The sequence below is a fragment of the Streptomyces sp. SID3343 genome (assembly GCF_009865215.1).
Taxonomy (GTDB): domain Bacteria; phylum Actinomycetota; class Actinomycetes; order Streptomycetales; family Streptomycetaceae; genus Embleya.
This window is the reverse complement of sequence record NZ_WWJX01000722.1, coordinates 1-20990: the sequence shown is the minus strand read 5'-3', so window position 1 is coordinate 20990 and position 20990 is coordinate 1. Positions and strand designations below refer to the sequence as shown.

At 68.4% G+C, this 20990-nt stretch carries 24 protein-coding genes; 9 read left to right on the top strand and 15 right to left on the bottom strand.

From position 1 onward, the window contains the following. From GT354_RS21965 to GT354_RS21950, 4 genes are all read right to left on the bottom strand, one after another. Positions 1-285 (bottom strand): DUF2277 domain-containing protein (locus GT354_RS21965; RefSeq protein ID WP_161358081.1); only part of this gene is annotated, 285 nt, incomplete at its 3' end. Positions 286-519: 234 nt separating this feature from the next. Further along, positions 520-1518: a hypothetical protein gene (locus GT354_RS21960; protein ID WP_161358080.1), complete on the bottom strand. Its 999-nt coding sequence runs from the start codon at positions 1516-1518 to the stop codon at positions 520-522. Between the two features lie 26 nt (positions 1519-1544). Next, positions 1545-2693 (bottom strand): hypothetical protein, encoded by a 1149-nt coding sequence (locus GT354_RS21955; RefSeq protein ID WP_161358079.1) that lies wholly within the window; start codon positions 2691-2693, stop codon positions 1545-1547. Continuing rightward, on the bottom strand, positions 2611-3657 hold the full coding sequence (locus GT354_RS21950; protein WP_161358078.1) for a hypothetical protein: 1047 nt from the start codon (positions 3655-3657) through the stop codon (positions 2611-2613). The genes GT354_RS21955 and GT354_RS21950 overlap by 83 nt, the downstream gene beginning before the upstream one ends. Before the next feature lie 442 nt (positions 3658-4099). On the opposite strand from GT354_RS21950, the gene GT354_RS21945 reads away from it, so the two are divergent. The 3 genes from GT354_RS21945 to GT354_RS21935 all read left to right on the top strand — a co-directional run bounded on the left by GT354_RS21945 (position 4100) and on the right by GT354_RS21935 (position 7206). Then, positions 4100-4528, top strand: a complete 429-nt coding sequence (locus tag GT354_RS21945) for a hypothetical protein (RefSeq protein ID WP_161358077.1) — start codon at positions 4100-4102, stop codon at positions 4526-4528. Between the two features lie 128 nt (positions 4529-4656). Further along, positions 4657-5649: a PP2C family protein-serine/threonine phosphatase gene (locus GT354_RS21940; protein WP_161358076.1), complete on the top strand. Its 993-nt coding sequence runs from the start codon at positions 4657-4659 to the stop codon at positions 5647-5649. 339 nt (positions 5650-5988) lie between these two features. Beyond that, positions 5989-7206 carry an LLM class flavin-dependent oxidoreductase gene (locus tag GT354_RS21935; RefSeq protein ID WP_161358075.1) on the top strand — a complete coding sequence of 406 codons (1218 nt, stop codon included), beginning with the start codon at positions 5989-5991 and terminating at the stop codon, positions 7204-7206. A 114-nt stretch (positions 7207-7320) separates the two neighbouring features. On the opposite strand, the gene GT354_RS21930 is transcribed toward GT354_RS21935, so the two are convergent. Genes GT354_RS21930 through GT354_RS21920 form a run of 3 tightly spaced genes read right to left on the bottom strand, consistent with a single transcriptional unit; the run spans position 7321 to position 8845 of the window. After that, positions 7321-7467, bottom strand: a complete 147-nt coding sequence (locus GT354_RS21930) for a hypothetical protein (RefSeq protein ID WP_161358074.1) — start codon at positions 7465-7467, stop codon at positions 7321-7323. Further along, positions 7464-8183, bottom strand: a complete 720-nt coding sequence (locus GT354_RS21925; RefSeq protein WP_161358073.1) for a MerR family transcriptional regulator — start codon at positions 8181-8183, stop codon at positions 7464-7466. The genes GT354_RS21930 and GT354_RS21925 overlap by 4 nt, the downstream gene beginning before the upstream one ends. Further along, on the bottom strand, positions 8180-8845 hold the full coding sequence (locus tag GT354_RS21920) for a DedA family protein (protein WP_161358072.1): 666 nt from the start codon (positions 8843-8845) through the stop codon (positions 8180-8182). The genes GT354_RS21925 and GT354_RS21920 overlap by 4 nt, the downstream gene beginning before the upstream one ends. Before the next feature lie 220 nt (positions 8846-9065). On the opposite strand from GT354_RS21920, the gene GT354_RS21915 reads away from it, so the two are divergent. The 3 genes from GT354_RS21915 (at position 9066) to GT354_RS21905 (ending at position 12363) form a co-directional block, all read left to right on the top strand. Beyond that, a complete protein-coding gene (locus GT354_RS21915; protein WP_161358071.1) occupies positions 9066-9602 on the top strand; it encodes a hypothetical protein in 537 nt (178 codons plus the stop codon). Positions 9603-9783: 181 nt separating this feature from the next. After that, positions 9784-10944 (top strand): CapA family protein, encoded by a 1161-nt coding sequence (locus GT354_RS21910; RefSeq protein ID WP_161358070.1) that lies wholly within the window; start codon positions 9784-9786, stop codon positions 10942-10944. A 198-nt stretch (positions 10945-11142) separates the two neighbouring features. Next, positions 11143-12363 (top strand): MFS transporter, encoded by a 1221-nt coding sequence (locus GT354_RS21905; RefSeq protein ID WP_161358069.1) that lies wholly within the window; start codon positions 11143-11145, stop codon positions 12361-12363. Between the two features lie 192 nt (positions 12364-12555). Here GT354_RS21905 and GT354_RS21900 read toward each other — a convergent pair whose 3' ends face one another. From GT354_RS21900 to GT354_RS21870, 7 genes are all read right to left on the bottom strand, one after another. Next, on the bottom strand, positions 12556-13779 hold the full coding sequence (locus tag GT354_RS21900) for a methyltransferase domain-containing protein (protein ID WP_161358068.1): 1224 nt from the start codon (positions 13777-13779) through the stop codon (positions 12556-12558). A gap of 173 nt (positions 13780-13952) precedes the next feature. Continuing rightward, the gene (locus tag GT354_RS21895) at positions 13953-14786 is read right to left on the bottom strand and encodes a helix-turn-helix transcriptional regulator (RefSeq protein ID WP_161358067.1); all 834 of its coding nucleotides are present in this window, start codon (positions 14784-14786) and stop codon (positions 13953-13955) included. After that, positions 14783-15307 (bottom strand): DUF6879 family protein, encoded by a 525-nt coding sequence (locus GT354_RS21890; protein WP_161358066.1) that lies wholly within the window; start codon positions 15305-15307, stop codon positions 14783-14785. The genes GT354_RS21895 and GT354_RS21890 overlap by 4 nt, the downstream gene beginning before the upstream one ends. Continuing rightward, positions 15291-15482 carry a hypothetical protein gene (locus tag GT354_RS21885; protein WP_161358065.1) on the bottom strand — a complete coding sequence of 64 codons (192 nt, stop codon included), beginning with the start codon at positions 15480-15482 and terminating at the stop codon, positions 15291-15293. Before GT354_RS21885 ends, GT354_RS21890 begins: the two co-directional genes overlap by 17 nt. 212 nt (positions 15483-15694) lie before the next feature. Continuing rightward, on the bottom strand, positions 15695-15919 hold the full coding sequence (locus GT354_RS21880; protein WP_161358064.1) for a DUF6879 family protein: 225 nt from the start codon (positions 15917-15919) through the stop codon (positions 15695-15697). Positions 15920-15994: 75 nt separating this feature from the next. After that, the gene (locus GT354_RS21875; RefSeq protein ID WP_161358063.1) at positions 15995-16480 is read right to left on the bottom strand and encodes a GNAT family N-acetyltransferase; all 486 of its coding nucleotides are present in this window, start codon (positions 16478-16480) and stop codon (positions 15995-15997) included. Between the two features lie 31 nt (positions 16481-16511). Continuing rightward, positions 16512-16952 (bottom strand): nuclear transport factor 2 family protein, encoded by a 441-nt coding sequence (locus tag GT354_RS21870; protein WP_161358062.1) that lies wholly within the window; start codon positions 16950-16952, stop codon positions 16512-16514. Positions 16953-17161: 209 nt separating this feature from the next. On the opposite strand from GT354_RS21870, the gene GT354_RS21865 reads away from it, so the two are divergent. Together GT354_RS21865 and GT354_RS21860 are read left to right on the top strand one after the other, a co-directional pair. Continuing rightward, positions 17162-18274: a trypsin-like peptidase domain-containing protein gene (locus GT354_RS21865; RefSeq protein ID WP_237535325.1), complete on the top strand. Its 1113-nt coding sequence runs from the start codon at positions 17162-17164 to the stop codon at positions 18272-18274. A 202-nt stretch (positions 18275-18476) separates the two neighbouring features. Beyond that, complete coding sequence (locus GT354_RS21860) at positions 18477-19466, top strand: RDD family protein (protein ID WP_161358061.1); 990 nt, start codon at positions 18477-18479, stop codon at positions 19464-19466. Between the two features lie 30 nt (positions 19467-19496). Here GT354_RS21860 and GT354_RS56575 read toward each other — a convergent pair whose 3' ends face one another. Next, the gene (locus GT354_RS56575; RefSeq protein WP_161358060.1) at positions 19497-19688 is read right to left on the bottom strand and encodes a ferredoxin; all 192 of its coding nucleotides are present in this window, start codon (positions 19686-19688) and stop codon (positions 19497-19499) included. A 301-nt stretch (positions 19689-19989) separates the two neighbouring features. Here GT354_RS56575 and GT354_RS21850 point away from each other — a divergent pair. Then, a partial coding sequence (locus GT354_RS21850) for a serine/threonine-protein kinase (RefSeq protein WP_161358059.1) occupies positions 19990-20990 on the top strand: 1001 nt, incomplete at its 3' end.

The following is a 20990-nucleotide window of genomic DNA, read 5'->3' as shown; positions in this document are numbered from 1 at the left end:
CGGGTGCGTGTCGCCCCGGGCCTCCGACGCCTCCGCCGCAGCGGCCGCGCGCCTGCGCAACGGGGGCAACGTGGGCGGCGGTTGACGCCGCTCGGGCAGCTCGGCGAGGAGAATCCGGGTGGCCTCGGCGACCGCGGCCACGGCCCGCTCGACCGCCTCCTCGGTACGGGCCGAGGTCGTCTGCACCCCGCCGACTTTACGAACGTACTGACGGGCGGCGGCCTCGATCTCGACATCGGTGGCCTCGGGCTCCAGCCCACGCAGAGTCGTGATGTTTCTACACATGCGTCCAGGCTAGATCGGCAGGCCGACACGTGCGGGGGCGCGACCGCGGGTCGGGTGATCCCGAACGGCCCGACCGTGCCGCGGGCGGTGTCCCGGGCGCCCGCGACGAGAGTCGCCTCGGGAACGAGGGCCGCCCTTCCGGACCCGTCGACCGTGCCGCCCGCCTCGCCGTGAACGTCGGCCGCGACGAGAGCGAGACGCTCGCCGTCGCGACCCGCCGCTTCGCGGCGCGAGTCAGATCGTCGCCACCGTGCATCCGTCCCGACCCACGTTGCCGGCGATCAGCGCACGCAGCAGGTCTTCGGCGGGCGGCAGCTCGCGACCGAACGTGTTGCCGGCCAGTTCGTAGTGCACGCTTGTGCGCGAACAGACCGCCGGATACGTCGCGACCCCACCCTGGACCCGGATCCTGCCCTCGACGTAGGTATTCGGAGTATCCCGCAGGCTGAGATCGGCGAGTGGCCCCCTGCGCACGGACACGCGGATCAGCGGTTCGTCGCCGGGCCTCGCCCCGTCCACCACGAGGCAGTCCTCCCAGGAGTCGTCGGTGCCCGACCACTGCTCGGTCCACGAGGGGTGTACGCCGACGTCCACGCCGGGAGATGTGGTTCCGCACAACTTCCCCGGCACGAGCGCGTTCACCGCCGGATCGTCACGGATCGCCGGAGCGGGTAGGCCCGGCTCGGTGCAACCGGCCTTTCCCCGAACGGCGTTGGTCATCCGGACGAGCGTTTGGGCCAGCAACCGACGGTTGCCGGACTTCGCGGGAACCATGTTCGGTACGGGATGCCGAAATGCCGTCGGGCGGAGGTCGCGGGCGATCATTTCCGCATACCAGTCGGCGTCGCCGGCCCGACACGGCGGTACCCGGACCCAGCCGCTGAAATCCGAGGCCGTACCGAGCAGGCCGTTGCCCAATGCGGTGGTGATCACTTGCTCGCGACGGACCCCGTCGAACTGGTCCACATACGAATACTTCCGGTCGAGCTTGTACTCGAACGACGGCATTCCATGGAACTCGCTGATCAGTCGGCAGCCGTCCGCGTCGGTCGCGGGGTAGCCCATATCACCGTTGTTTCCCTTGAACTCGCTCGGCGGGAAGAGCGCTCGGAGGTCCTTCGCCGAGAGTGTGCCCCAACAGAAACTCTGCGATCGGTGCGACGACTCGCGAGTCGACCCGAACGCCACCAGCCCCACCACGAGCGCGACCGTCACCAGCCCTACAACAGCCACAGCATTGCCGCGGCCGGCCATCCGGGTCATCGTGCCGTGACCACTTCTGCGGGCAGGATGGACGTGTAGCCGATTCCGCCGTCGCTGGTCAGTTTAGCGTTCGCGTATGCCGGGTTGTCCTCCATCCACGACTTCATCGTGCGCTCCATTTGTATCTGGCCGTCGGTATATACATTGTGGACCTTTTCGTTGGCCGCATCCGTCGCGGCGGTCGGATCCGCAAAGTAGTCGTATCCCTCGCCCACCAGTCCGTTGAGCCCGGCTGTCCCCAGGGAAATCGTCAGCGCCATCAAGGGGTTGGCGGTGAGCGCGGGCAGCGGTGGAACGGGCGAATTGAGATGCAGCGCGTATGTCAGAGTCGCGGCTGCGGAGAGGCCGTTCACCGCAGCGTTGGTCCACCGCTCGCGTCGATCCATGGATGCGGTTTTGTCCGCATCCGCAGCCGCCGCCGTCCCTCTGATCTCGTTCGCGACCGAAGCGTCCAAGACGCCGAAAGCCTCTCCGGAGTCTTGCGCAAATGCTTTGACCTGCGCCTGTCGCTCGAGCGTGAACCCGTCACCGCCGATGATCGTCATCGCTGCACGGGTATACCTTTCCTCGGTTTCCTTGAGTATCTCGATATTCGACGGACCCAGATCCGCGAGCACTTCCCGCATGGCTTCACGCGGGATGCTCGCGGTCGGGGTCAATTGTGGGATTCCGTTGAGATCCTTGGTGCCGTCTTCTTGGGTCAGCGCCAGGTGCAGGGAATCCGAGTTCTTCGCCATCATCTCGGTCACACTCGCGCGCAATGCCGGTGATTCGTCAAGAATCTGCGGAGAGTTCTTGTCACCGATGTCTACGACGATATTGGTCAGGGCCTCCGCCATGGCGGGAGTGGTGATCCGTCCGGTGGTCGCCGCGACGATGGCGTCGCCGAACGCGTCCAGGTGCGGCCGCAAGGTGCCGCCGGTGAGTTCGGTTGCGCCGCTGATGAGGGCTCGATGCTCGAAAGCCACGTAGTCGACGTGTTCCTTGCCTTTCGGACCGCTGAAGAACGTCGTGGCCGCATCCGGGTTGTTCGAGAGCGTGGTCATGAACCCGCCGATCGGGTCACGGGCGGGATCGGTGGTGTTCCAGCCCTGCCCGTTGTTCATGTCCTTGTCGAACGCGAGCAGGTCGTCGCCGAGGGCCATCAGGAATCCGGTGTCGTATTGCCCGGGCCTTGAGCAGTTGGCTGAGTTGCTGATAGCCGTAGACGCTCGTGTGCCCGTCCGGGGATGTTTCGACCTCGCGCCCCGCGTCCTTGAGGCGACGCATCCATTCGGCGTCGCCGGCGAGGTCCGCGCTTGCCGTGCCCAGCGCGGTCCGCAACCGGTCCTCGATCAGTCCGGCGGTCTGACCGGCCTTCTTGGGATCGCCGTCCTTGCCGAGTTGCTCCAGGTTGGTGGTGGCGTCCATCAGCCTTTCGGGACCCAGCAGTTGCATGAGTTGCACGTCGAACGCCTTGTTGCCGACGTTCTGCTTGAGCAGGGTGTCGAGCAGTGCGAGGTCGGCGTCGCCGAGCGAGCCCTTGTCGAGCAACGCGAGCAGATCGCCGGCTCGTGCCGCGTCGGCCGTCGGATCGCCGCCGAGCGAACGGACGTTGAAGTCGCCCTTGGGACCGAAGTCGACGTTCTTGCGCATCGTGTTGGCGGCCACCATGTCGGCGTCGGTGGCCCGCTGCAACGCCGCGAGGATGCGCCGGTCGATGTCCTTGGCCTCGGCTTCGAGCATGGAGTTCTGCGCGTCGTTGGCTGCCGTCCAACTGAGGCGACCGTCGGGGGCCCGCTGGATGCCGGCGTGCCGTGCGGACTCCAAGGCATTCCGCAGGTCGTTTTGTGCGGCGCGTAGTTCGCCGGCCGCCTCGCGGACGATCGAGGCCATCGCGCCGGATTCCGCCCTGATGGCTTCGAGTTGATCTCCCACGTAACCGATGAGCTGGATCGCTCGGCGGCCGTCGTGGCTTTCCCAGCCGCCGTTCTTCAACGGGGCTACGACCTCACGGTCAACGGTGTCCTTGTCGCCGGACATTGCCCCGCTCAGTCGCTCCCAGGCAGCCGCGACGGCGTCCAGCGCGTCCGGTGAGCAGGTTTCGACATCTTCCGCTGTCAGACCCACAGGAAACCCCCGATTTCCGTTCTGTTACCCCTGCTCGCGATGTCCGCCGGGCACCGCATCCGATACGACGAGCTTGCGAACAGGGAACTCGTCGCCCGGAGGATTCCATCCGATCATGCGCCGCTCCGGTCCGGTTCGTGCGGTCAGACCCTAGCGTCGGCGCGGGCGGTAGGCGAGATTTCATGGACTCGTGATCACGGACGGCTTGGTCCGGCCGATTCCCGTGGTTTATCGGAGATGGCATCGTGTGCGGCAGGTCTGTCCGCTTTGTCTGCGCCCCCATTCCTGCTTCGAAATCCGGTACGGGCACGTAAGCGGAATGATCTCTTCGAATTCCCCGCCCTTGTGCGAGGTCGCAGATTATCGATGTCCGCCACTACGCTCGGAGCCAGTCGCGGTTCCGGGGTGCCGGACCGTTTTTCCGCGCGGGGGCGAACATTCGATGGCCGATCGAGAGAACATCGACAGGGTTTTGAGCCCGTGGTTGTACGAGAACGCGGCGGCGTCCCCGGTCGTCGCCGAGGGGCAGGCGCAGCCTCCGCTGGAGACTCGGTTGCAGTCGACGATCGACCCCGGCGGGGGTGGGGGGACAGTCCGGCTCGACGCAGCCACGCTCTACGCGTCGGCGTCTCGGCTCGATGGGCTGCGCGGTGAGATCGAGGGTGACACCCGGGTCGCGTTGCAGGGGGCCGACCACAATGCCGTGGGGCGCAACCTGGAAGTCGCCAAGGCCGTGCAGTACGTGCACGATCGCTGGGCGGAGAAGTTGGCGCACCTGGTCGAGGACATGCAGGAGCGCGTGACGCGCGTGCGCAAGGCCGCGGACCGCTGGGGCGAGACGGAGGCGGACATCAAGAGGTCGTTCGAGTGATCGTGCCGGGTTGTCCGGTACGCCGGCCGCGCCCGGGTGGGTCGTGTGCGTTCGGAGCAACGGCCGTTGCCTTGTGGGGTGCTGCGCGTTGGGCCCTGGGTAGGTCCGGACGCGAGGAGGTACGTCGCATGGTCGCAGACGGCGCAGGGCCCGGACGGCTGCTCGTTTCGTCGGGGACGCGCGACTGTCGCTACGATCCCGCGACCGCGTGGCGGGTGTACCAGGGCGACGACGGCAGCCTCACGGTCAGCACCGACACGTGGCAGGAGGAGTCGCACACGTTGATGGGTATCTCGACCGACTGGTACGCCGACGCCGCTGCGGCGTCGGCCGCGGGCGGGCTCCCTCCCGATGTGGAGACCCGGGTGGCTCGCGCACTGGGCGCCGAGCCGGTTCCGCCGCCGCCGTATCGCGATTTCGCCGAGGCGTTTCGGGCGGGCGTCCGTCCGTCGCACCCGGAACCGGTCGCGGGCCTGGAACTGGCGGTGCGCCACCGGCCCGCGCAGGACGATTTCGGCGTGGGCGGCGATTGGTACGACGTGTTCACGCTCGACGACGGGCAGGTCGCGCTCGTGGTCGGCGACGTGCAGGGCCACGGCGCCAAGACCGCGCCGATCATGGCCAGAATCCGTACCCTCCTGCACGCGTACGCCGTCGTCACCCCCGACCCCGGCCGCGCGCTCGCGATGGTCAACGACTTCCTCGACCGCTTCCCCGGACCCGCCCACGCGACCTGCACGCTGGCCTACCTCGACCCCGCGACCGGCAGGATCCTGGCCGCCCGCGCCGCGCACCCGCCGCTGCTGATCGCCGACCCCGCCGGCACCCCGCGCCTGGCGGACATCGAGGGCGGCCTGCCGTTGGGCATGCTCGCCCACCAGGCGTATCCGTGCACGACGTTGACCGTCACCATGGGTGAGACGTTGGTCCTGGTCACCGACGGTCTGGTCGAGGGGCCGCAGCTCAATCTCGACGAGGGCATGGAGCGCCTCGCGCACCGCTTCGAACGCAGCCGCGGCCTCGACCTGGAAGCCACCGCGGAACGCCTGTTCGGCCTTGCCGATCTGACCGGGCATCGCGACGACGTCACTCTGCTCCTGGCCCGAACGACGCCCGGCTAGACGGCGAAATCATCCGCCGAAACGATCTTGGAGTCGTGGGTGTCGAACGGTTTGTTCGGCGTCCCAACTCCGAGATCGTTTCGGCTTTCCGGAGGGTTTCCCGACCCCGGTAGCAGCAGTGATCGCGAGGGGTGTTGTCGGGGTCACTGGATCTATCGCCTTTGTCGCGAGAGGATCTGACTATGCGTCAGCTCGATGTCCCGGGCGGCGCCTGACATCTGACGTGACGTTAGCCACGTGTAAACAAAGTTCTGGCCGGCGCTCGCATACTGTCCCGTACACATACCTCAGGCAGTCGTATGCACGCTGGTTGAACCAGGCGATTTTGGGAGGCTCCACGTGGAGTTCGGCATCTTCCTGAACGGGTACATCCCCGGTCCGGCCGCTCACGATCGCGCGAGCGAGCACCTCGTGCTCCAGCGCGAGATGGAAATGGCCATCAAGGCCGACAAGCACAACTGGAAGTACGCCTGGTTCGGCGAGCACCACGGCCTGGTCGAGTACAGCCACATGTCGGCCCCCGAGGTCGTCATCGGCTACGTCGCCGCCAAGACCGAGCGCATCCACCTGGCGACCGGCATCAACAGCCTGTCGCCGCGCAAGGAGCACCCGGTCCGCTACGCCGAGCGCGCCGCGATGATGGACCACATCACCGAGGGCCGCTTCGAGTGGGGCACCGGCCGCGGCGCCGGCAGCCACGAGATGGCGTCGTTCAACATCATGGACAAGAACTCGACCAAGACCGAGTGGGACGAGGTCGTCCGCGAGATTCCGCGGATGTGGGCGCAGACGGACTACACGTTCGAGGGCGACCACTTCACGGTGCCGACGCCGCACGACATCCACCCGAAGCCGTACGGCGAGTCGCACCCGCCGATCTGGGTCGCCTGTGGCAACCCGGCGACGTTCGGCAAGGCCGGCTCGATGGGCATCGGCGCGATCGCGTTCAACTTCGAACCGGTCTACAACCTCAAGGGCCGCATCGAGGCCTACAAGGAAGCCGCCGAGAACCCGGTCGAGATCATCGGCGACTACCAGAACAACAACGTGATGATGACGAACGCCGTCATCTGTCTGTCCGACCGCAAGCGCGCTCGCGAGATCGCGCTGAGCAAGGGTCGCGGCTACCTGGTCACCCTGGTGAACCTGTACCACGACACCATGCCGAAGTCGGCGGACGCGGTGACGTGGCCGTCGCCGACGTTCGACCTCTCGCTCGGTGGCGAAGAGCTGCTCGACCAGCTCATCGAGGGCGGCTTCATGCTCGTCGGCACCCCCGACGAGGTGTGCGAGCAGGTCAAGGCGTACCACGAGGTCGGTTGTGACCAGCTCGTCTTCGGCGTCAACGACGGCATGACGCACGAGGAGAACCTCGAGATGCTCGAGCTCTTCGGCAACCAGGTCATCCCCGAGTTCGACAAGGACCCGGAGCACTCGACCACCAAGTACCGCCGCAACGCGGTGCCGAAGTTCGGTCGCTTCCAGGGCGCGGGCCCGGACCCCGACCTCAAGGTCGAGGTCCTCCCGACGAGCGCGATCCTGCCGCTCCAGGGCTGAACCCACCGATAGCGATACACGCGTACGGCCACCGGGCATCCGGTGGCCGTACGCGTTTGTCGTGGTCTGCGCAGCGCGCCGCGGGCCCCTCTTCGCGGTTCGGGCGGCGGTCGATCAGCTTCCCTCGTGGTGCCCCGTGCGGTGCGCGCGGAACCTGTCGGCGGTGTACAGCGCGACCGCGATCACGACCGCGAGGCACACGCTCCACGGCACGACGCCCAGCCCGGCCAGGATCGAGAACAGCGCCGCCGCGGCGATCACGAGGCGCCGCCCGCGGAGCGCAGTTCGCGGGCCCGGTCCAGATAGGTCGCGACATCGCGCCACCCACTCGCGGGGCCCTCGATCCACGCGTCGCGCACGGCGCGTGAGAGCCTGCGGTCGCCGCCGCCGACCAGGGCGGACAGTTCGTCCAGGCGGGCCACGATCCGGCCGACCTCGGGGGCGTCCGGGGGCACGTCGCGGCGGCGCAGCGCCTCGGCGCGGCGGTACAGCTCGGGCCACTCGACGTCCAGGACGTAGTGCGCCGCCGGCCCCAGCGCGGCGACGCCGTCGGCGAGGGCGCGCAGGTCGGCGTCACCGACGTGGGGGACCGGCAGGGTCGTCCCCAACTGCGCGATCAACGCCGCCGTGTCGGGCTCCTCGCCGGCCACGAGCCCCGCCTCGACCCGATCCAGGCGCTCGCGCAGCGCGGTCAGCCGGGTGATCGCCTCGTCCACGCCGGCGCGGTGGTCGCGCACGAGCCGGATCGGGTCGACTCCGGTGTCCAGGCAGGTCCGTACCGTGTCCAGGTCCAGGCCGAGCGAGCGCAGCGCGAGTACCCGATAGAGCCGGACGAGGTCGTCCTCGGTGTATTCGCGGTGCCCGGAGGGTGTTCGGCGAGACGGGCTCAGCACGCCGAGCTCGTCCCAGTGATGCAGCGTGCGTACGGTCAGCCCGGCCGACTCGGCCAAGCGTCCGACCTTCCAGGATGTGGTCATACGTCCACGGTGTGCCCTGACGTGGCGTGAGGATCAAGTCCGTCCTTGCGTGCGCGTCGCTTCTTGCGCGCCGACAGGATCCGACGGACCGCCTCGATCAGGATCGTGATCACCGCCGCGGTGCCGAGGCCGGCCCCGATGCCCTTGATCGGACTGTCCTTGAAGGCCGAGCCGCCCCAGAACCCGAGCATCACGCCGTAGATCCCCCACGTGGTCGCGGCGATCGCGGTGAAGACGCGAAAGCGCCCCACGGGATACTCCGTCATGCCGGCCACGAGCGCCACGGCCGTGCGACCGCCGGGGATGTACCGACCGGCGATGATCATCACACCGCCGTGCTCCTTGAGCCATCGCTCGGCGCGCTCCTTGGCCTGCTTGCCGCGCTTGCCGCTCAGCATGTGCTTGTTCGCGAACGGCTCGGCCCACCTGCCGATGGCGTAGGTGAGGTTGTCGCCGAGGAACGCCCCGACGGCGCCCGCGAGTATCAGCAGGAAGAGGTTGGGCGAGAAGCCGCTCACCGTCGCGAAGACACCGCACGCGATCAGCGCGCTCTCACTCGGCAGGATCGGGAGCACGGCGTCCAGCAGGGCGGTGAGCGTGACGATCAGATACGCCCACGGAGAGTTCGCGAAGGACATGATCGGGTCGAACCACGCGTCCACGTTCGCTCCTTTGCCCGGCTGTCGGTCGATCGGGAAGATGTTCGACGGCTACCCGCGCGGCGCCGAAACAAGGCGGCGTGCGCCGAACGGCCGAACGTCTGTCACGCTTGACCCGCTCGCCTACCCCGATCGGGTCCCACCCGGCCCGAAACAGGCCCCACCCGGCCCGATCCGGTCGGAGCGAGCCTTCACCGACATCGAACAACGCAAGGGACGTGGCATGGACGCCGTTCACGAAGGGCTCGACGCCGTGCGGGCGGAGCTCACCGGCCTCGACCGCCCCGTGGTGGCCCTGCTGGAACCGGGACTGCCCGCGGAAGCGGTCCGTACCCGGGTGGGCGACGGTGTTCCGGCGGAACTGGTCGCGTGGTTCGGGTGGGCGAACGGTACGCGCGAGGAGCCCGACCAACTCGTGGACGAGGCGTCGTTCATCCCCGGATACGTCCTGGTGAGTCTCGCCGAGGCGCTGGAGTTTCGCGAGGAGATCGAGATGGACCAGCCCGAGGGCGTCGAGTGGCTGCCGCTGCTCGTATCGCCGGCCGCCGACTTCTACGCGGCGGTGTGGGACGGCGAGGAGGTCCAGGTGGCGAGCTTCGTCCAGGGCGCGGACGAGCCGATGCTGTACTCCTCCATCCCGCTGATGCTGCGCACCGTCACCGAGAGCTTTCGCACGGGGGCCTTCGACGTGGACGACGAGGGCTACTTCGACATGCATCCCGAGCTGTGCGACCGGGTGTACGAGGCGCTGAACTCCTGACGGACGAGGCGCTGTACTCCTACGGATGAGGCATGGAGCCCTGACGGACGAGGCGTTGAACTCCTGCCGGACGAGCCGGTACGCGACCGTCGGACAAGTCCGCGAGAGCCGGAAACGTTGCGCGGATCTCGGGTAATTCACGTCACGTCCGCACGCGCGTGCGACTGAGTTACCTTGTGGCGTGCATATACCCCGCCGCCGCCGGACCGTCGCGCTCGGCCTCGCTCCGTTGCTGATCGTCGGTCTCGCTTCGTGTGGACTGCTCTCCGACTCGGGCTCCGGCGACTCCGGCAAGGCCGACAACGCCGCCGACTCCGACCCGATCGTCGGCCGCGACAAGGACTCGGCGGCCCCCGGCGGCTCGTCCACCGCGCCCGCGTCCACCGCGCCCCCGGCGGGGCCGGGCGACGAGATCACCGTCGCGTTCGCCGGCGACGTGCACTTCTTCGAGCGGACGCTGCCCCGATTGAACGCCGGCGCCGAGGGTGCCCTCGGTCCGATCGGCAAGACGCTCGCCGGCGCCGATCTGGCGATGGTCAACCTGGAGAGCGCGATCACCGAGCGTGGTACGCCGGAGAACAAGACGTATCACTTCCGCGCTCCCAAGAAGGCCCTGACGGAGCTTGGGGACGTCGGGATAGACGTGGTCAGCATGGCCAACAACCACGCCGTGGACTACGGCAAGGTCGGCCTGGACGACTCCGTCGAGGCGGTACGCAACCCGCCGATCGGGGTGGTGGGCCTGGGCAAGGACGCCGCCCAGGCGTACCGCCCGTTCATCAAGGAAGTGAAGGGCGTCAAGGTCGCGTTCGTGGGCGCGAGCCAGGTGCAGGACATCACCAACCAGCTCTACAAGGCCACGGCCACCAAGCCGGGGATAGCGAGCGCGCTGCAGACCGACCGGCTCGTCCAGGCGGTTCGCGACGCCAAGAAGCAAGCCGACGTGGTGGTCGTGTACATGCACTGGGGCATCGAGGGCGACAAGTGCCCGAGCGGCGACCAAAAGAGCGTGGCCCGCAAACTCTCCGACGCGGGCGCCGCCGCGATATTGGGTACGCACGCGCACGTGATGCAGGGCGCGGGCTGGCTGGGTGACACGTATGTGGGCTACGGCTACGGCAACTTCCTGTGGTACGGCACGTCGCCGTACCCCAACTCCAACGACACCGGCGTCGCGACGCTCACGATCAAGGACGGCAAGGTCGTCGGCGAGAAGTTCACGCCGGCGTCGATCGACAACCGCGGTGTGCCGATGCCGGTGACCGGCGCGGAGGCCGAGCGGATCCAGGATCGCCGCGAGACGCTGCGGCCGTGCACGGGATTGACGGCGGCGCCGAAGTAACCGGAGTGCCGGGCCGGTTCGGCGATCACACCGGCCGAGCAGTCGGATATGGGTTGCGCGGGCCGATAGGTTGGCGACCATGTTCCTCCTCTGTGCATAGGACTCGCGACGACCGCATGCCCTTCGGCGTGCGGGACTTCGACGTCCCTGCCTGCTTCGGTGCGCTCGGCGCGCCGACTCCTTGAGGAACCCTCTGTCATGGTTGTCGATTCGACCTGTCCACCACCCTCCTATGCCGCCGTTTTGCGCATCCGACACGCCGGGCGGACGTTCGGTGCCGCGCTGGTGGGGCGGCTCTCGTACGGGATGGTCGCGCTGTCGCTGGTCCTCGCGGTGAAGGAGGCGACGGACTCGTATCCGGTCGCCGGGACCGTGATGGCCCTCTTCGGCGCGACCAGTGTGCTGTTGTCGCCGGCCCGGGCGGCGTTGGTCGATCGCTACGGGCCGGCGCGGGTGTTGCCGCCGATGGCGGCGGTCTACGCGGCCCTGTTGACGGTTTCGGCGGTGGCGACCTGGCGGCCGGGCGTGCCCGGGCTCTGGTTGGGCGTCGCCGCCTCGGCGGCGGGTGCGTGTACGCCTCCGCTCGGCCCGGTGATGCGCACCCTGTGGAGTGAACTGGCCCCGGACCCGGCGCTGTTGCAGCGGGCGTACAGCCTGGACGGGGTGGCCGAGGAGGTGCTGTTCGCGTCGGGACCGCTGTTGGTGGGCGTGTTGGTGTCCTTCGCGCCGCCGGCGGCGGGCGTGGTGGTCAGCGCGGCCCTGGTCCTGACGGGCACGCTCGCGATGGTGTCGTCGCCGGTGGTACGCGGGGTGAGCGGATCGGTCGTCGAGCAGGTCGAGGAAGCGACCGCCGGGTCGGCAGAGGTCGCCGATCCGGTCCGCGGATCGGGTCTGTGGCGCGCGGTGCTCGTGGCCGGCGGGGTGGGCCTGTGCCTGGGCACCCTCGACCTTCTCGCCTTGGCCTTCGCCGAGGCGCGGGACCGCCCGGAGGCGTTGGCCTGGATCCTGGCGGCGCTGTCCGCCGGCAGCGCGGTCGGCGGCCTGGCCCACGGCGCGGTCACCTGGCGGATCCCGCCCGAACGCCGACTGCCGCTGATCGCGCTGGGCCTGGGCCTGACCCTGGCCGCCGCCGGCCTGTCCCCGAATCTCTACGTCCTGGCCGCGGCGGCCACCGTCACCGGCTTGTTCGTGGCCCCGGCCATCACCACGGCCTACCTGTTGGCCGACGCGGTGGCCACCGCGAAAACCCGGACCAGGACCGGCGCCTGGGTCAACACCACCCTCAACGCCGGTGCCTCGATCGGCACCGCCGCCATCGGCCTGCTCATCGGCCGCCTCTCGCTGCCGTGGTGCTTTATCGTGGCCGCCGCTCCGATCCTCCTGTTCGCCGTGATCACGGCAGCCGCGCGGGCTCGGTAGGGCCGATGCGGCCGTGCGGTTTCGGCCGGGGGCGGTTGGTGGCCTGGGTGCGTCGGGTGGATGGGTGGGGCCACGTCGGGTGCGAGGCGATCCCGCTCCTTCGGCTGCGGTCACCACCGGGTGAGCAGGGTCGGGGCGACTCGCCTGGTGGGGCGGTGGGCGAGGGGAGCGGTCGGCGCCTCTGTTCGCCGGTCACCGCCGCGCGGGCGGGGAGATCGCGGCCGGGTCCGGGAGCGGCCCCGGTGCGTCGGTGGGATTGCTCAGCCACACCCTGTGTCGCCCGTCGGGGGCGACCGTCAGGCCGTAGGCGTCGACGCCGGGGCGCCCGGCCGCCGACCATCCGTGCCAGGCCGTCACGATCTCGTCCCACACCCGGCGCGGGCCGTGTTGGCGCACGGCGAAAGTCCGCAGTTGGACGCCGTCGTAGTCGACGCTCGCCCACGATGTGCCCGCCTCGTCGCCGACCCACAGTCGACTGCGCACGCCGTCGACCGCGGGGTCGTCCTCCCAGTGTTGCCACAGCCCGGGGGCCGTCACGCCGATCGCGAACTCGGCGGTCCGGTCGCCGCCCGCGACGTCCCACGGTGACACCTCGGTGCTGCCGGTGGTGGGCGAGTGCTCCGGGCGCGCGACCTGGTCCACGTCGGTGATCCGGGAGCGGTGGCCGCGCAGGTGCATGAACGCACCGCCGGGGCGAAAGCCCCCGCGCACGTAACCGTCGACGTCGACGCGTCCCACGAACAGGCCGTCGGCGGTCCACGCACTCGCCCACGGCGCGACGATCAGCCCGCCCGGACGGAGCTGCCGAACCCACGCCGGCGGGATGTGCGTGACGGCGGCCGTGGCGATGATCCGGTCGTACGGCGCGCCGGGGGCCCACCCGTCGGCCCCGTCGCCGCCCACGACCGTGGGATGCAGACCGACGGCCCGCAACCGCTCCCGGGCGGCGCGGGCCAAGGACGCGTCGACCTCGATCGTCACCACCTCCGCACCACCGAGCCGATGAGCGAGTAGACCGGCATTCCACCCCGTCCCGGTGCCGACCTCCAACACCCGCCGGCCTTCCCCGACTTGGAGGGCGAGCAACATGTCGGCGACGATCGACGGCTGAGACGCCGAGGACGAGGGCCACGGGTTCCCACCCGGCTGCGGCGGGTCGCCGTCGCAGACCTGCACCACCACCGGCACATCGGCATACGCGGCGGCCCACCACCGCCCGGGCTCCCGCACCCGCTCGCACCGCTCGTGCCCCTCGCCGTCGGGCCGGCGCAGCCAGACGACATCGGGCAGGAACGCGTGCCGCGGCACCTCCGCGAACGCCCGCCGCCACACCTCGGGCAACACCCCGACGGACTCCTCCACACACCGAACCAGACCGAGCCGAGCCCGCTCCACCTCGTCGACACTCGTTCCCACGCGTGCTCACTTGCCCTTCGGGGTGCCCGGATTCGCGGGCTTGTCCGGCAACATCGGCGGCGGAACCGGCTTCTCGGGCTTGTGCCCGTCGTCGGTCGCGGGGTCGCGGTGATTTCCCATGTCTGTCTCCTTCAGGTGCGTTTCGAGAGCACCGTAAAGGAAAATCCGGCCGGTCAGAGATCGATTTCCTGTTCTCGCAAAAACTCGTTCCGGACCTCGGCCAAGATGTCACGCATGTCGTCTCCGGAAACGGCGATCCGCGCGAAGGCATCGAACTTTTGTGCGTACAGATCGATGTCCCGGGCGTCGGTGACGTCTATTCTGGCGTGAGCAGCCTCGATAGTCACCAAGCGATCGTCGCGGATCACGAACGAATGACTCGGTACGTCGTTCTGCCGGCTCCTGAGCAGAACCACGCGGATATCTACGTGGGGCAGACGTGAAATCGAAATGATCCTGTCGATCTGCCCGGCCATCATCCCGGGTGGGAGGATTCGCCAACGAAGGACGGATTCAGTGACGATGAAGTTGAGCGACTTCTTGGCGTCATGGAGAACGAGTTGCCGTTCGATCCGTCCGGCAATCGTTCGATTCAGTATGTCCTCGCCGAGATCGTGGCGTTGCAGAATGGCCCGCATGTATTCCGGTGTTTGCAACAGGCCCGGAATCAGGGCGGGTTGAAAAAGTCGCAGTATGGACATCTGCGATTCGAGAGCTTTCGCTGCCTGTTGCCCTCTGTGGACCCCGGCGCGTTTGAGCAGGCGCCACGCGACGATTTCGGTAGCTGCTTCGCGAGCGGCCGCCGTGTATTCGGCTCTGGCCTCCGCCGAGACGCCGAGAGCAGTCAGAATCCGCTCGACATCGGTCATGCTCGGAGTAAGGCGGGCATTCTCGATCTTGCTGAGCTTACTTGGGGACATGAGGGCGCTGCGGGCGACGGCCTGAGCCTCCTTGCCGGAGGCTTTCCACAATGCCCGCAGCGCCGCACCGAGCTGCCCCTTGTTCATCCGCCGTGCTCGGCCCACCAACTCGTGAAGGGCTCGGCCTCGGCCAGCGCGGTTTGGCGGAGATCGACGAACTCCCGTGCCCGGTCTTCGGGCAAAACGTTCGCCCCCGTGAACGCCCCGGCGCCGTCATAATTCATGATGGCGGCAATGCGAGAGTCGAAGAGCCAGAAATCAGGGATGCCGCTCAGGGGATTCGGGCGGTTGGTGACGTCGAGGATGAAGAACTCCTCACCGGCGGCCATGTTCGTCTGATATCCCCAGCCCAGTTCGTACTGTAGGTACGACGTGAGCGGGCGGGTAACGATATGGACGCGATAGACCCGCTTCCCGTTCTCTGTGTGCGTGCGCAACTCCGACAGCCATCTCGAGTTGTAGTCGTCGGGCTTGGGTTGCCCGGCTGTAAATTGACGGTACACATCCGCATTTCCGGATCGACTGTAGTCGTCAAGAGTCTCCAAGCGGAAGGCTTCGTGCTCGAAAGTCTTGAACAGGTCCGCAAACTTCTCAGATGAGATTGTCACGAACGGCCCTCCGCACGAGCTCCATCGGGATCTCGACAAGAGCCTCGTGGCCAGGGATATCGAGTCCGTGGTCGGTCGGCGTCTCGCCATGCACCAGCAGGGTGTCCCGATCGGTGGCGTAGAGAGTGGGACAGTCTTGCAGTTCGCACGTACTGACGAGCTTGGTGACCTTCACGGACACGGGAAATCCCCTTCTTTCGCGCGTGGCACTGCCGAGATCGATGCTCCTGATGGTGCGGCCGGTTGGTCAAGTCTGCTCGATTGAAACAACAGGAAATCGGTTCGTGACCGGGCGAGGCGCCTCGAACAGCGCACGGCCTGGACCTGGCGTGACACGGTCCGACGCCGGGGGACATGGGTCCTGCCCGGCTCCCGACACGTCGGATCTCAGTCCGTTGCGTATCCCGAGAGTGGGACCGAGAGACCCGACGTCGAATCGACCTTTGTCAGCCACGGATCATCGTCGGGAAGTTCGAGTCGCCCGGTCGCCAGGAAAGCCGCGTACTCGTCCTCTTCGGCGGCGACCGAGTAGGTGGGTAGCGTCTCGAGTCGGAAAGCTTCACGCTCGAACGATTCGAAATACTCGTTCCACTGTTCACCGTCCAAACGCACGTACGGCCTCCGAGCGCTACTCGCGTCCTTGCCGAAACCGTCGACGGGTGCCGGGAGCACCGCCGAGCGAGCAGGTTAACCGAGCGGCGAACCGCCCAGGGCGGTCAAGGCGTTGCCCGTGAGGCGGTAGCCGATCCATTCCTGTTCCGGGGTGGCGCCCAGGGAGTCGTAGAAGGCGATGCTGGGGGCGTTCCAGTCCAGCACCGACCATTGGAGCCTGGCGTAGCCGCGTTCCGTGCAGACTCGGGCCAGGCGTTGCAGGAGGGCTCGGCCGTGACCGCCGCCCCGTGCCTCGGGGCGGACGTACAGGTCTTCGAGGTAGACGCCATGCACGCCTTCCCACGTGGAGAAGTTGAGGAACCACAGGGCGAAGCCGACCACTTCGCCGGTCGCGTCGTCCTCGGCAATGAAGGCGAAGGCGGCAGGAGCGGGGCCGAACAGCGCCGTGTGCAACTGCTCCTCGGTCGCCTTGACCTCGTGCAGGGCCTTCTCGTATTCGGCGAGGCCGCGAACCATGGCGTGGATGGCGGGGACGTCTGCTGCGGTGGCTTCGCGGATCATGTCCGAAAAGCTACCCGTCCCCGCGAGCCGGTCACGCCGTCGGGGCCACGTACATGTAGGACTTCTCCTCGCTGCGCGCGGCTATTCGCCACTCGCCGTCCACGCGCGTGAACGTGTCGATGTACCACAGGCCGCAGAACATCACCGGGCCCGGCGTCTCGTCGTTCTCGCCCTTGAAGACCATCGGGTTGTGGCACATCGTGCGGCCCGTCGCGGAGTCGCCGTCGACGCGGATCGACGAGTTCGAGATCAGGTGCTGATACGACGCGAAGCCCGGCATCACCTGGGAGAGGAAATCCTTGGTCTCCTTCAGGCCGCCCTTGGAGCCGCCCATCGCCGAGTAGTCGATCAGCGCGTCGGCGGTGAAGACCGTGTCCAGCGCGTCCCAGTCGCCGGTGTCGACGGCGTGCGAGTAGCGGACCATCAGGTCCTGGATCTCCATCCGGTCCGAGATTTCCTGAAGCGTCAGCATGCGTGCGTGCCCACTCTCTCCGGCGCTGCGGTGGTCGTTCCGTGATCGCGCAGACAACGTGACACGAACAAGTACATGGCGAAAGAGGCACGCCTTCGGCGGGTTGGTGAAAAGTCCCCGTATGTGGTTAGTGCGCCGAATGGTCGGGGGACCGGTCCGGAGATCGGCAACCGAGCCGTCGCTGATGGCATGAGGGAGAGACCGTGAGCATGACCACGCGGCGACGAGCCGGGATCGCGATGGCGGTCGGGGCGATCGTCCTCGGCGGCCTGAGCGCCTGCAGCGACGACAAGGGCGGCGGCAACGGCGACGGCAAGAAGGACACGGGCGCGAGCACCGCCGGTGGCGCCGCCGCCGCCGCGACCGACGCACCGAGCAACGGCGCCGCCGGTGACCTGCAGGCGCAGTATCAGCAGGTCGTCCGCACCGTCCTGCCGTCGGTCGTACAGATCACCACACAGAGTGGGCTGGGGTCCGGCGTCGTCTACGACGACAAGGGCAACATCGTCACGAACGCCCATGTGGTCGGCCAGGCAACCACGTTCGAGGTCACGCTGCCGAACGCGAGCAAGCCGCTGACCGCCAAGCTCGTCGCGTCCTTCGCGCCCGACGACCTCGCGGTGATTCGGCTCGACAACCCGCCCGGCGACCTCAAGCCCGCGCGATTCGGAGATTCGAGCAAGCTCCAGGTCGGCCAGATCACGATGGCCATGGGCAACCCGCTCGGCCTCGACTCCAGCGTCACCGAGGGCATCGTCTCGGCGGTCGGACGCACCGTCAGCGAACCGCAGACCGCCGGGTCGCCGGGCGCGACGATCTCCAGCGCGATCCAGACCTCGGCCGCGATCAACCCCGGCAACAGCGGCGGCGCACTCGTCGATCTGACCAGTCAGGTGATCGGCATCCCGACGCTCGCCGCGACCGATCCCGAGAACAACGGCGGCGCGGCCCCCGGCATCGGCTTCGCGATTCCCTCCAATACGGTCAAGTCGATCGCCGATCAGATCATCAAGGACGGCAAGGTGGTCAATTCCGGCAAGGCCGCACTCGGCGTCACCGTGCGCACGGTTACCGGCCCGAACGGCCAGGCCGCCGGCGTGGGTGTGGTCTCGGTCCAGGACGGCGGCGCCGCGAAGGCCGCCGGCATCCAGTCGGGCGACGTGATCACGTCGATCGACGACACCCCGATCGCGGACGTCGGCGCGCTGTCCGAGGTCCTGGGCGCGAAGAATCCCGGCGACAAGATCAAGGTCACCGTGACCCGTGGCACCGGTGGCGACAAGACCACCGTGGACGTCACCCTGGGCGAACTCAAGAGTTGACGACAGACAAGAGCCGACGGAATCGGAGAGTTGATCGAACGCGCGAGCCGACCGAACGCGCGCGCCGACCCGACGGCCACGCACGGAACCGATCTCGGAGCGGCGGGACATCGGGTGGCCGGCTTCCTCCCCCCCTGTCTCCCCGGTCGGTTCTGTGCGCAGTGCTGCCCGGGAGACCGATCTGCACGATAACGTCCCGCTCATGACGATCCCTCAGCCCCCGCAGGGGCCCGGGTCGCCGTACGGGGACGGACGACGACCCGCGAACGGTGATCCGCACCTGGACTGGTTGCAACCACCCGCGCTCGCCGCAGGGCCGATCCCCGCACAGACGCAAGCCCCGCAGCCCACGCGGACTCCGCCGCCGACCCGGTACCCCGGTACCCGGCCCCCCGCCGGACCGCAAGGCGAACCGCCGGTCGCCGAAGCCCCGCGAGGGTCCGGCGAACTCCCGCGCGCGTCCCGCACCATGCGGCTGATCGCCCGCACCGTCGACTATCTGTCGACCACCGCGCTCGTGCTGCCGCTGTGGTTCCTGGCCTATCACTACATCCAGACCAAGGCCACCGACCTGCCCACCAAGGTCGTCCGTGACGCGTTTCTGGACGTCGTGTTCGGCCGAGCCGGCGAGGCCCAACGCGCCCCGCTGGAGGCCGTGGACGGGCTGTGGGGCACGACGAAGACGCTGCTGCTCCTGCTGATCCTCGCGCACCTGCTGGTGCCCGCGCTCTACGACTGGATCATGCACGCGCGCTACGGCCGCACGCTCGGCAAGATCATGGTGGGCATCAAGGTCGTCCCGGCGGGGACTCCGGCCGCGAACGTGCCCGGCCGAGTCCCCGTCGGGGCGTGGCGCGCGGCCCGTCGGACCGTGGTGGCCGTGGTCGTCCCGTGGGCCGCGGTATTGCTCACGTGGTACGAGATCGCGCTGCGCGAGTGGAGTACGGCAGGCCTGTTCGCGCTCGCGAGCCTGATCGGTTTCCTCGACCCGTTGGCCGTGCTCGGCCCGCGGCGTCGTACCTGGCACGACCGCGCGGGGGGTACCGTCGTGGTCAACGTCAAGGCGCTGTCGCGGGGTTGGTCGGCCACCCGCACCGTCACGCGCAACGCCTCGACGGCGGTCGCGCGCGGTGCGCGTGAACGATGGCAGGCGAGTCGGGCCCCCGGTGATCGACCGGGGAACCCGACCTGACGAGGACCGGAGCCGGAAGAACGGCCCCGATCAGTCCTGGAGAGTGATGGCTCGGGCCGGACAGACCCGGGCCGCCTCCTCGACCAGCGGCCGCAACTCCGCGGGCGGGTTCTCGTTCAGGATGTAGAGGAAGTTGTCATCCCGAACCTCGAACACCTCGGGGGCCTCGGCCATGCACAGGGCGTTGCTCTTGCACTTGTCGAAGTCGACGACGATCTTCACGTGTTGCCCTTCGGTTGTGGATGATGCGTTCGGCGCCTTGTCCGCGAACCCGGTCGACTGCCGGGACCGTCGATCACGAACAGGACCGTCGACCGCGAGACCGAAAAAATCACACAGCCGAACTGCGGGTCCGAGACTGCGCATCCGATGGCCTATCACGCACCCCCGGTGGTAAGGCGAGCCTTTTGGCCCGAACGGGGAACCGGCCGGTGCCTTGGGAGGGTCACATCATCGGATGAGAGGATTCCATCCCGGTACGGCCGCAGCCGCGGGCCGGCGAACCAACACGGGAGGCACGTCCATGACGGCCGAGGGCGGCGCCGAGATACGTTCGTTGCGACAGGGCGATCCGCAGAGCATCGGACCGTACCGCGTCACCGGCAGGCTCGGCGCGGGCGGCATGGGTGCCGTGTACGCGGGCCTGGACGCCTACGACCAGCGCGTCGCGATCAAGGTGGTGCACGCGCAATACGCCGACGACCCGGAGTTCCGGACCCGGTTCATGCGCGAGGTCAACGTGCTGCGCGCGATCCGGGGAACCTGTACCACGCCGGTGCTCGACGCCGATGTGGACGCCGAGACGCCGTGGTTCGCGACGGAGTACGTCCCGGGCCCGACCCTGGACGTACGCGTCAACCAGGGCGGCCCCATGCGGGGCGACGAACTGATGGGCCTGGCGGCCGGTCTGGCCGAGGCGCTCGTGGCGATCCACGACGCCGACGTCGTGCACCGCGACCTCAAACCGCAGAACATCATCTGCTCGCCCGCCGGACCGCGCGTGCTCGACCTGGGCATCGCGCGCTCGATGGAGGACAGCGGTCTCACCCGCACCGGCATGATGATCGGCTCGCCCGCGTGGATGAGCCCGGAACGCTTCAAGGGCCACGACAGCACGCCCGCCGCCGACGTGTACGCGTGGGCGATGTTGGTCACCTACGCCGCCACCGGGGTGATCCCGTTCGGTACCGGTGCGCCCGAAGTGGTCGCGCTGCGCGTGCTCCAGGAGGAGGCCGACCTGTCCGGGGTGCCGGCCGACATGCGCCTGCTCGTCAAGCGCGCGGCCGACAAGGAACCGAACTACCGACCGCAGGCCCGGGAGTTGCTTGCGTCGGTGACGCACGTGTGGCGTGGCGCGCTCGGCAACGGCGCGGGGCCCTCGCTCGACCCGGTCGCGGACGCGACGTCGCTGATCGGGCAGTTGTGGACGACGCCCGCGTCCGGCGGCAACTGGCAGGTCCCGGAGTCGCAGGTGCCGCAGCCGCCGCCGGCGCGGGTGTACGAGGCCCCGCGCGGTCCCGCCCG

Excerpts from the sequence above, each read along its gene's own strand:
- GT354_RS21940 (WP_161358076.1), top strand. The coding sequence starts at position 4,657 with ATGGTCGCAGACGGCGCAGGGCCCGGACGGCTGCTCGTTTCGTCGGGG.
- GT354_RS21865 (WP_237535325.1), top strand. The coding sequence starts at position 17,162 with ATGACCACGCGGCGACGAGCCGGGATCGCGATGGCGGTCGGGGCGATC.
- GT354_RS21945 (WP_161358077.1), top strand. The coding sequence starts at position 4,100 with ATGGCCGATCGAGAGAACATCGACAGGGTTTTGAGCCCGTGGTTGTAC.
- GT354_RS21915 (WP_161358071.1), top strand. The coding sequence starts at position 9,066 with ATGGACGCCGTTCACGAAGGGCTCGACGCCGTGCGGGCGGAGCTCACC.
- GT354_RS21955 (WP_161358079.1), bottom strand. The coding sequence starts at position 2,693 with ATGGCCCTCGGCGACGACCTGCTCGCGTTCGACAAGGACATGAACAAC.
- GT354_RS21895 (WP_161358067.1), bottom strand. The coding sequence starts at position 14,786 with ATGAACAAGGGGCAGCTCGGTGCGGCGCTGCGGGCATTGTGGAAAGCC.
- GT354_RS21860 (WP_161358061.1), top strand. The coding sequence starts at position 18,477 with ATGACGATCCCTCAGCCCCCGCAGGGGCCCGGGTCGCCGTACGGGGAC.
- GT354_RS21905 (WP_161358069.1), top strand. The coding sequence starts at position 11,143 with ATGGTTGTCGATTCGACCTGTCCACCACCCTCCTATGCCGCCGTTTTG.
- GT354_RS21875 (WP_161358063.1), bottom strand. The coding sequence starts at position 16,480 with ATGATCCGCGAAGCCACCGCAGCAGACGTCCCCGCCATCCACGCCATG.
- GT354_RS21870 (WP_161358062.1), bottom strand. The coding sequence starts at position 16,952 with ATGCTGACGCTTCAGGAAATCTCGGACCGGATGGAGATCCAGGACCTG.
- GT354_RS21925 (WP_161358073.1), bottom strand. The coding sequence starts at position 8,183 with ATGACCACATCCTGGAAGGTCGGACGCTTGGCCGAGTCGGCCGGGCTG.